This window comes from Streptomyces sp. OfavH-34-F, from assembly GCF_022347745.1.
Taxonomy (GTDB): Bacteria; Actinomycetota; Actinomycetes; order Streptomycetales; family Streptomycetaceae; genus Streptomyces.
This window is the reverse complement of sequence record NZ_JAKRGC010000278.1, coordinates 1-8,580: the sequence shown is the minus strand read 5'-3', so window position 1 is coordinate 8,580 and position 8,580 is coordinate 1. Positions and strand designations below refer to the sequence as shown.

8 protein-coding genes and 1 pseudogene are annotated in these 8,580 nt (G+C 72.4%); 4 read left to right on the top strand and 5 right to left on the bottom strand.

Features of this window, described 5'->3' with window-relative positions; genetic code table 11:
* From MHW47_RS28100 to MHW47_RS28090, 3 genes are all read right to left on the bottom strand, one after another.
* A partial coding sequence (locus tag MHW47_RS28100) for a DUF6397 family protein (protein ID WP_374230160.1) occupies positions 1-877 on the bottom strand: 877 nt, incomplete at its 3' end.
* 120 nt (positions 878-997) lie between these two features.
* Positions 998-1,411, bottom strand: a complete 414-nt coding sequence (locus MHW47_RS28095) for a roadblock/LC7 domain-containing protein (RefSeq protein ID WP_239226565.1) — start codon at positions 1,409-1,411, stop codon at positions 998-1,000.
* Positions 1,412-1,527: 116 nt separating this feature from the next.
* Positions 1,528-2,928: an LCP family protein gene (locus MHW47_RS28090; protein ID WP_308381722.1), complete on the bottom strand. Its 1,401-nt coding sequence runs from the start codon at positions 2,926-2,928 to the stop codon at positions 1,528-1,530.
* 309 nt (positions 2,929-3,237) lie between these two features.
* On the opposite strand from MHW47_RS28090, the gene MHW47_RS28085 reads away from it, so the two are divergent.
* Entirely contained in the window at positions 3,238-3,813 is a 576-nt protein-coding gene (locus tag MHW47_RS28085) for a TerD family protein (RefSeq protein ID WP_239226563.1), read from the top strand.
* 70 nt (positions 3,814-3,883) lie between these two features.
* Here MHW47_RS28085 and MHW47_RS28080 read toward each other — a convergent pair whose 3' ends face one another.
* Positions 3,884-5,995: an MMPL family transporter gene (locus tag MHW47_RS28080; protein WP_239226562.1), complete on the bottom strand. Its 2,112-nt coding sequence runs from the start codon at positions 5,993-5,995 to the stop codon at positions 3,884-3,886.
* 90 nt (positions 5,996-6,085) lie between these two features.
* On the opposite strand from MHW47_RS28080, the gene MHW47_RS28075 reads away from it, so the two are divergent.
* Positions 6,086-6,595, top strand: a complete 510-nt coding sequence (locus MHW47_RS28075; protein WP_239226561.1) for a MarR family winged helix-turn-helix transcriptional regulator — start codon at positions 6,086-6,088, stop codon at positions 6,593-6,595.
* A gap of 39 nt (positions 6,596-6,634) precedes the next feature.
* Here the strand turns inward: MHW47_RS28075 and MHW47_RS28070 are convergent, their stop codons facing one another.
* Positions 6,635-7,537, bottom strand: a complete 903-nt coding sequence (locus tag MHW47_RS28070; protein ID WP_239226560.1) for an oxygenase MpaB family protein — start codon at positions 7,535-7,537, stop codon at positions 6,635-6,637.
* A 108-nt stretch (positions 7,538-7,645) separates the two neighbouring features.
* Here MHW47_RS28070 and MHW47_RS28065 point away from each other — a divergent pair, with 108 nt between their 5' ends.
* Positions 7,646-7,957, top strand: a complete 312-nt coding sequence (locus tag MHW47_RS28065; RefSeq protein ID WP_239226559.1) for a hypothetical protein — start codon at positions 7,646-7,648, stop codon at positions 7,955-7,957.
* Positions 7,958-8,087: 130 nt separating this feature from the next.
* A pseudogene (locus MHW47_RS28060) lies at positions 8,088-8,580 on the top strand (hypothetical protein); the annotation flags it as partial.

The window sequence follows — 8,580 nt, the reverse complement described above, 5'->3', positions numbered from 1 at the left end:
CGGTCGAGGCGCCGGGCGCGACGGACGCGACGGGCGGCGCGACCGGACCGGTGGCCGGTCCCGGCCGAGGTGCGTCGCCCGGGTGCGGGGACGCGGGGTGTGCGCGGGCGGCGTCCAGTTCCGCGCTGAGAGTGATCCGGCGCCAGAGGATCTCGTCGGGTGCGTCCGCGTGCATCAGCCGGGTCATCGCCTCGCGCCCCGCCGCCGATGGCCTGCGGCCGACCACCGCCTCGCCCCGGAGTCTGCCGAGGCGGGCCCGTTCCCGGGGGTCGTCCACCACGTCCGCCAACTGGCCCGGGTCCAGGCCCTGGGCGACGATCGCCGCGCGCGTCCACGGGTCGTCGGTGAGGGCGAGCAGCCGCTCGATCCGGCGCGAGCGCCAGTTGCGGGGCCGCAGGTCGCCCCCGGCGTCCAGCAGGCCGCGCATCCACGGCGGGCTGTTGCCCACGAGCAGTTCGGGCGATCGGTCCGCCAGCGCCCGAACCTCCCGTGCGAGGTAGATCCAGACGACCGCGCGGTAGCGGTTGAGGTAGAAGGCGACGGGTGTGAGGCAGCCGGTCCGGGCCAGCCGGGTGAAGCGGGCCGGGCTGACGCCGAGCAGCCGGGCGCCCTCCGCCGTTCCCACCGTGCGCACCCGGTCGCGCAGTGCGTCGGGAAACCCCTCCCGGGCGCGCAGCCGCTCGATCTCCCGCACCCCGACCCGTGGCCGGCCGTCCGCTCCGCTGACCGCCGCTACCTCCCCGAGAAGGACCGCGAGGTCGAACTCGCTCGGTTTGAGTGCGAGTTCCGCCGCGGCACGGCTCGCGGAGACCGTGTCCGCGGAGCCCTCTCGCGAAGCGTCGTTCCTCGGCACCCCGGACATGTTCGTCGTTGACATGGCGTCACTCCCCCGCTCGGAATTCTCACTCTCCGTGATCAGAGTAGTCCGGGAAAGCCTGCTGCCGCCGAGCCTGTGGATAACTCCACGGGCCCGGCGGCAGCGGTGTGTGCCGATGCGTCAGAGCCGGCTGACTCCCCCGTCCCCGTCCTGCCTGGAATCCACCCCGAGGTGCTGTCCCACCCGGTTGACCAGCAGCGTCATCTCGTACGCGACCTGACCGACGTCCGACTCAGCCTCGCTCAGGACGCACAGGCAGCTGCCTTCGCCCGCCGCCGTCACGAACAGCAACGCCTCGTCGAACTCCACCATGGTCTGCCGGGCCCGTCCGGCCCGGAAGTGCCGCCCCGATCCCCGGGCCAGGCTGTGCAGCCCCGATGAGACGGCCGCCAGGTGCTCGGCGTCCTCACGGGCCAGTCCGGCGCTCGCACCGGTCACCAGGCCGTCGTTGGAGAGCACCAGTGCGTGCCGTATGTGCTCCACGCGATGGGTGAGATCGTCGAGGAGCCAGTCGAGTCCCCTGTCAAGCGCCATGCTTTTCCTCCCCGTTCACGCGTTCCCCGTGCCTCGCTCGTGTGCCAGCCTTGCGCACGGGTCACCCGGGGGCAAGCACGCCACTCGGTGCATCCACCCCGGAACGCAGACCGGGCTCAGCCGTAGGAGAGGTTCTCGCACGGGTCGTCGTCGGCCGAGCGGGCCTCGTCGGCGACGGCGGCGGGCACCTCGGAGGCCGGGGCGGCGGAGGCGTCGGCGGGTGCCGGCGCGGGCTCGTCCGCGTAGTCCTGTCCGACGGTGACCTGGACGCCCGCGGTGCCGGACTCGGTGACCCGGGCGCCGGGGAAGAGCCGCGCCGTCGCCCGGGCCTCCTCGCGCAGGCCCGGGCCGTAGGTGACGACGGTGCCGGTGCGGCTCTGGTCCTGCGCGGTGGCGGTGCCGGTGACGGTGAAGTCGTGGGCGCGCAGCAGGTCGGCGGCCCTGGCCGCGAGCCCGTTCACCGTGGTGCCGTTGTAGACGGCGACCGCGATGCCCCTGCCCAGGACGGGGGTCTGCGAGGGCTTCGCGGGCGGGGCGGACTTCGTCCCTCCGTCGAGGGGGCGGTCGGCCTTCAGCGCGGCCCACAGGGCGTCGGCGTCCGGTTCGACGACGGCGACACGCTCGCCCTCGTAGCGCCAGGGGACGGTGACGAACTTGGTGTTGTGCAGGTCGATGTTCTTCATCGAGAGGGCGAAGGAGAGCAGTTTCTCGGCCGATCCGAGCCCTTCGTCGACCGTCATGGCGTCCGTCGCCGCGTCGGCCAGCGGCAGCAGGGTGGTGGGGTTCATCCCGCGCGACTTGATCTTCTTCACCAGGGAGGCGACGAACGCCTGCTGGCGTTTGATACGCCCTATGTCGGACCCGTCGCCGATGCCGTGCCGCAGGCGGACGTAGTCCAGGGCCCGCTGCCCGGAGACGGTCTGCGGTCCCTCGGGAAACACCAGCGAACCCCGCGTCGGGCGCTTGGGGTTGAGGTCGCGCTGGTAGATGTCCTTCGGCAGGCACACCGGTACACCGCCGACCGCCGAGGTGAGCGCGGAGAACCCTGCGAAGTCGATGACCACCGTGTGGTCGACCCGCAACCCGGTCAGATGTTCCACGGTGTTCTGGGTGCATGCCGGGTTGCCCTCGGCGGTCTCCCCCACCGAGAACGCCCCGTTGAACTGGCTGTGGGGCTGGGGCCGCGTCCAGCTGCCGTCCGGTTTGCGGCAGGCGGGGATGTCCACCATGGCGTCGCGGGGCACGGAGACGGCGACGGCGTGTCTGCGGTCGGCGTAGACGTGAAGGAGGAGCACCGTGTCGGAGCGGCCCACCGCGCCCGTACCGCCGCCGAGTCCCTTGTTGCTGCCCGAGCGGGTGTCCGACCCGATGACGAGGACGTTCTGGCCGCCGGCCGAACCGGGCGGCCGGTCGCCGGAGACACCGTCGTCGCTGAACGTGTCGATGTTGCCGGTCAGTTTCAGGTACCCCCAGCCGACGCCGGCGACCAGCAGGATGAGGAAGGACAGGGCGGACACCGCCGTGCGCCGCAGCCGGCTGCCCCTCCCGCCGGCCCCGGTCCCTCTGTTCCTGCGTGCCATGGGCCACCCCGTTCGGTCATGCGGTCGTGCGGTTCTACGGTCGTGAGAGAGACGGCCGGGGATCGACGCCTTCCCCGTCCGCCCACCGGGTAATCGGGGCGGACGGTGCCGACGCCCTGGGCAAATCCTCGCGATTCCTGAAGAGTAGGGCACAGCCGTCGTTCGTTCCGGGTGACGGCCGGACCGTCACCCGCCGGGAACGCGCGGATGCCGGTCGGTGAACCACTGGACCATTGGAGGAAGTTCATGGGTGTGACCCTGGCCAAGGGCGGCAACGTCTCCTTGTCGAAGGAGGCGCCCGGCCTGACCGCGGTGACGGTCGGCCTGGGCTGGGACGTACGCACGACGACGGGCGCGGACCACGACCTGGACGCCAGCGCGCTGCTCTGCGGCGACAGCGGCAAGGTCGTCTCCGACCTGCACTTCGTCTTCTACAACAACCTCAACAGCCCGGACGGCTCCGTCCAGCACACCGGCGACAACCTCACCGGTGAGGGCGAGGGCGACGACGAGTCCATCAACGTGAACCTCGCGGCGGTCCCGCTGGAGGTGTCGAAGATAGTCTTCCCGGTCTCCATCCACGACGCGCAGGCCCGTGGGCAGAGCTTCGGCCAGGTGCGCAACGCGTTCATCCGCGTCGTGAACCAGGCCAACGGGGTGGAGCTGGCCCGTTACGACCTCAGTGAGGACGCGTCGACGGAGACCGCGATGGTCTTCGGCGAACTGTACCGGCACGGCGGCGAGTGGAAGTTCCGCGCGGTCGGGCAGGGTTACGCCTCCGGCCTGGCGGGCATCGCGAAGGACTTCGGCGTCAACGTCTGAGGGACGGCCACGCGCTCCGGCCCGGCCACGCGTCAGCGGTGGCCGGGCCGGAGCGCGTACGGCGCGGGCGTCACGCGGAGGCGGACGGCTCCTTGCCCCGCGTGCCCCGCCCGATGGCGCTCGGCCACCACGCCGTGGGCCCGATGTCCACGACGAGGGCGGGTGCCAGCAGCGACCGCACCACCAGCGTGTCCAGCAGCACGCCGAACGCCACGATGAACGCGATCTGGGCGAGGAACGCCAGCGGGATGACGATGAGCGCGGCGAAGGTGGCCGCCAGGACCACGCCCGCCGACGTGATGACGCCGCCGGTGCTGACGAGGCCCCGCAGCATGCCCTGGCGCGCCCCGTGTTCCAGGGCCTCCTCACGGACCCGCGACATCAGGAAGATGTTGTAGTCGACGCCGAGCGCCACCAGGAACACGAACCCGTACAGGGGCACCGAGGCGTCCGTGCCGCTGAAGCCGAAGCCGTGCTCGAAGACCAGCGACGCCACGCCGAGGGTGGCCAGGAAGTTGAGGCCCACGGTCGCCACCAGCAGCACGGGCACCAGGACGGACCTGAGCAGGCCCATCAGGATGAGCAGGATGATGACGAGCACCACCGGCACGATGACGGAGCGGTCCCGTTCGGCCGTGTGCTGGGTGTCGTACTGCTGGGCGGTGTAGCCGCCGACGAGCGCGTCCGCGCCGGGCACGGCATGGACGGCGGTGCGCAGGCGCTTGACGGTCTCCGTGGCCGCGTCGCTGTCCGCCGCGTCCTTGAGGGTCACGTCGATGCGCACCCGTCCGTCCACGACGAGCGGGGCTCCCCCGCCCGGCCGGCCGGACGCGGTGACCGGTGCGGCGGAGGCGACGCCGGGGGTCTTCTCCGCCGCCGCAGTCACCGCCTCGGCCTGTCCGGCGTCGGCGACGACGACGGCCGGGTTGCCGGAGCCGCCGGGGAAGTGCTTGCCGAGCGTGGCCTGGGCGGAGACGGACGGGGCGTCGTTGACGAAGATCTCGTCGAGCGGCACGCCGTGCGACTTCAGCGTGGGCGCGAACGCGGCGCACGCGAGCAGGACCACCGCGCAGGAGAGCCACACCTTGCGCGGGGAGCCGTCCACGCGCGCGGCGATCCGGCGCCAGACGCCGTGTCCGCCGGTGGCCTCGTCCGCGGGGCGCGGCTTGGCCGGCCAGTAGGCGGCGCGCCCGCACAGCACCAGGACGGCGGGCAGGAACGTCATCGTGCTCAGCACGGCGCACACGATGCCGATGGCACCGACGGGCCCCAGGGCGCGGTTGTTCGTCAGGTCGCTGAGCAGCAGCGCCAGGAGGCCGAGGGCCACGGTCGCGGCGCTGGCGACGATGGCGCCGAAGGAGCGGCGCAGCGCGGCGAGCGCGGCGGTGGTCCGGTCGCCGTGCCTCGCCAGTTCCTCCCGGAAGCGGGCGGTGAGCAGGAGCGCGTAGTCGGTGGCCGCGCCGATGACCAGGATCGAGAGGATGCCCTGGACCTGGCCGTCCACGAGGACGACGTCCCGGTCCGCGAGGACGTAGACGATGCCGCAGGCGAGCCCCAGGGCGAAGACGGAACTGATGATGATCAGGAACGGCAGCAGCACACTGCGGTAGACCAGCAGCAGGATCACCAGGACGGCGGCCAGGGCCACTCCCAGCAGGAGGCCGTCGATGCCGGCGAACGCGTCCTTGAGGTCGGCCTGGGTCGCGGCCGGTCCGGCGAGCTGGGCGGTGGTGCCCGGCACCGTACGGGCCGCGTCGCGCACCTCGTCGAGGGTGGCGGGCAGTTCGTCGCCGAGGTCGGAGCGCAGCTGCACGACGCCCGAGAGGGCTTCGCCGTCCTCGGAGGGCAGGGCGGGCGAGGGGGTACCGACGACGCCGGGCTTCCCGTCCAGCGAGGCGAGTGCCTTGGTCGCCGCGGCCCGTGCCCCGGCCGGGAGGGTGCCTTCGGAGCCGGTCCACACCACGATCGCGGGCACGGTGCCGGACTTCTGGAACGCCTTCTGCTCGTCCGCGACCTTGGTGGACTCGGCGCTGCGCGGCAGGAAGGCCGCCCGGTCGTTGGTCGCCACCTCGCCGAGTTTTCCGGCGTAGGGGCCGAGTGTTCCTCCGATTCCGAGCCAGACGACAAGGAGGGCGAGGGGCACCAGCCATCGGACGGCGCGGTGCCTCGGTGCGGGCTTCATTGCTTCCCCAGGGGTCGACGCGGGACACACAGTGCATGGATTTCTCGATGATTGATTATCTCAATCATCAAGAAATATTAGTCTAGGCGCATGCGCACCACGGACGAGGGACCGGACAGAGGCACGGACGGCGGGCCCACGGGCCTCCAGTCGTTCGCCGTGCTGCTGCGCCGCATGAACAGCGAGTTCAACCGCATCACGCACGAGTTCGCGCAGACGCAGGGGTTGCACCCGACGGATGTGCAGGCGCTGGTCGCCATCCTGGACGCGGACCCGGGCGAGGAGGGGCGGGCGATGACACCGGGGCGGCTGCGCGAGCGGCTGGATCTCACGTCGGGTGCGGTGACGGCGTGTCTGGACCGGCTGGAGCGTGCGGGGCACATCCGGCGGGTGCGGGACAGCGGCGACCGGCGGGTGGTGCATCTTCACTACGCGGCGCCGGCGAAGCACGTGGCCCGTGACTTCTTCAGGCCGCTGGCGGCGGGCACGGATGCGGCGCGCAGGCGGTTCGACGAGGACGAGCTGCGGGTGGTGGTCCGTTTCCTGGAGGCGATGAACGACGAGCTGGGGCAGCTGCGCCGGACCGAGCCGAGACGGTAGCGCGGGCCGGCGGCGGGGGCGGTCCGGCGCCTTCGTCCGTCACTCCGCCCGGGTTCCGGGGCCGGCCAGGTCGCGGACGGGGCAGCCCCGGACCCCCGGCGTGGGGAACGTACCGAGCGAGGCCACCTCGTAGCCGTCCGGGTAGCCCTTGATCTCCGGGTTCTGCCGGGCGTAGTGCGGCCTGCGGCGGGGTGGCATGAGCCGTACGGCGCGGGCGCGCAGCCGCAGCGCGCCCCGGGTGAGGCCTCGGGCCGCGGCGGCCGGGCGCTCGTAGCGGAAGGCGCGCAGCAGCGGGTCGTCCAGCAGGGCGAGGCTCGCGCCGCGCACCAAGGGGGCGAGCGGGCGGGGGTACCAGGAGGCCATCAGGTCCAGCGTGGCGTCCGAGACGGCGCGGGCGCCCTCGTCGAAACCGAAGTGGGCGTGCTCGTAGGTGTCGAGGGTGTGCTCGAAGTCCTCGTAGGTCTGCGGCAGGTCCTTGATGCCCATGCGGGCGCCGAGCGTCCTGTAGTACGCGGCGAATGCCCGCAGTTCGTGGTCGCTGAGCCGGCGCCAGCCGTAGGCGTCGAGCCACCGCTTCGGGACGACGACGAAGGTGCACAGCACGTAGCGCATGTCGTCGTTGCTGATGTCGTAGGCGGCGTGCATCCGGTTGATCCGGCGCAGGGCCGTGCGGCCCGGGTCGCTGTCGAAGCCGTGCTCGACGACCGCGTCGAGGAGCAGCGCGGTGTCGTCGTAGCGCTTCTGCGTACGGTCCGTCAGTTCGGCTGTCTCGGCGAGGAGTCTGCCGATGCTGGGGACGGCATAGGTGCGGTACAGGGCGAGTTCGAGGGCGCGGGTGACGTCCCACGGGAACTCGTACGTCACGGAGATCCGGTAGATCTCCAGGAAGTCCCGTTCCGGGTCGAGGCGTTGGATCTCCTTCAGCCGGTCGTAACGCTTCACCGCACCGTCCCCCTTGTCCAGGTCGAGTGTCCCAGCGTACGTCGGCGGGCAGGACGGTGAGTACGCGCGACGCACGCGCGTACTCAGGTTGACGGAAGGCGGTTTCCCATGACGGGGATATTCGGTGCTCTGCGCAGGGCCGTGTCCGCGGGCCGCGGTGGCGGCCGTACGGCGGCGGCCCGGCCGGAGCCCGTGCGCCGGCAGCACAATCTCTTCGAGGCGGCCGCCGTCTTCGTCGCGGCGTCGGCCGAGGACGACGAGGAGCGGATGGACGAGGCGAGCGGCTGGGTCTCGCCGGAGCAGCTCTCCTTCGGGGTCGGTGAACTGGCCTGCCGGGCGCTGATCGCACTGGCCCGCGAACGGGGCGAGTCGCCGCAGACGGTGGCGCGGGACCTGCTCGGGGTGACCGCCGACCGCTGAGGCGGGTGCGCGGGGGCCGCTTCGGGGTGGCCGGGTCCAGGTGGCCGGTTCGGGTGGCCGGGGCCCTCGACTAGGGGGTTACTCACTGGTTAAGGTGCGCCGACGACATCCCCCGACGGAGGAGGGCCCAGTGGCCGGGACGGACGACGCGGTCGCCGACGACGACGCGCTGTATGTGCTGACCGCTGTCCTGCTGACCCCCGCGCAGTTCCCCGGCGTGCTCGGCGACGACTACCCGGCGGCGTGCGCGGCACTGCGGCTGGAGCCGTACGCCGAGGGGTACGGGCTCGTCCTGGGTCAGGACGGGGACGGCGCACGGTGGACGGTCGTCGTGGACGACGTGTCCCTGGTGGCGGTGGCCATCGCCTCCTGGGACTGCGGGATGGAGTACGACCTCTCGCCGGACGACCGGTCGGTGGTCTGCGCGCTCCCCGGCTGGCCCCTCGCGCTCGCCGTCGCGGCGCCGGGGGTGCCCGCGCCGCACGACCCGGTGGCCGATCCGGGCGCGGACGGGGACGCTCCCGCCACGCTGTCGCCGCCGGACACGGAGGAGTGGGGACCGGCCCAGCGGCGGATGGGCGCGGACGCCATCGCCGCCCAGTGGGCCGACTGGCGCGGCCAGG

What these genes read in the sequence shown, in the direction of transcription:
- MHW47_RS28095 (WP_239226565.1), bottom strand. Translation starts at nt 1,411, where the DNA reads ATGGCGCTTGACAGGGGACTCGACTGGCTCCTCGACGATCTCACCCAT.
- MHW47_RS28085 (WP_239226563.1), top strand. Translation starts at nt 3,238, where the DNA reads ATGGGTGTGACCCTGGCCAAGGGCGGCAACGTCTCCTTGTCGAAGGAG.
- MHW47_RS28080 (WP_239226562.1), bottom strand. Translation starts at nt 5,995, where the DNA reads ATGAAGCCCGCACCGAGGCACCGCGCCGTCCGATGGCTGGTGCCCCTC.
- MHW47_RS28075 (WP_239226561.1), top strand. Translation starts at nt 6,086, where the DNA reads ATGCGCACCACGGACGAGGGACCGGACAGAGGCACGGACGGCGGGCCC.
- MHW47_RS28065 (WP_239226559.1), top strand. Translation starts at nt 7,646, where the DNA reads ATGACGGGGATATTCGGTGCTCTGCGCAGGGCCGTGTCCGCGGGCCGC.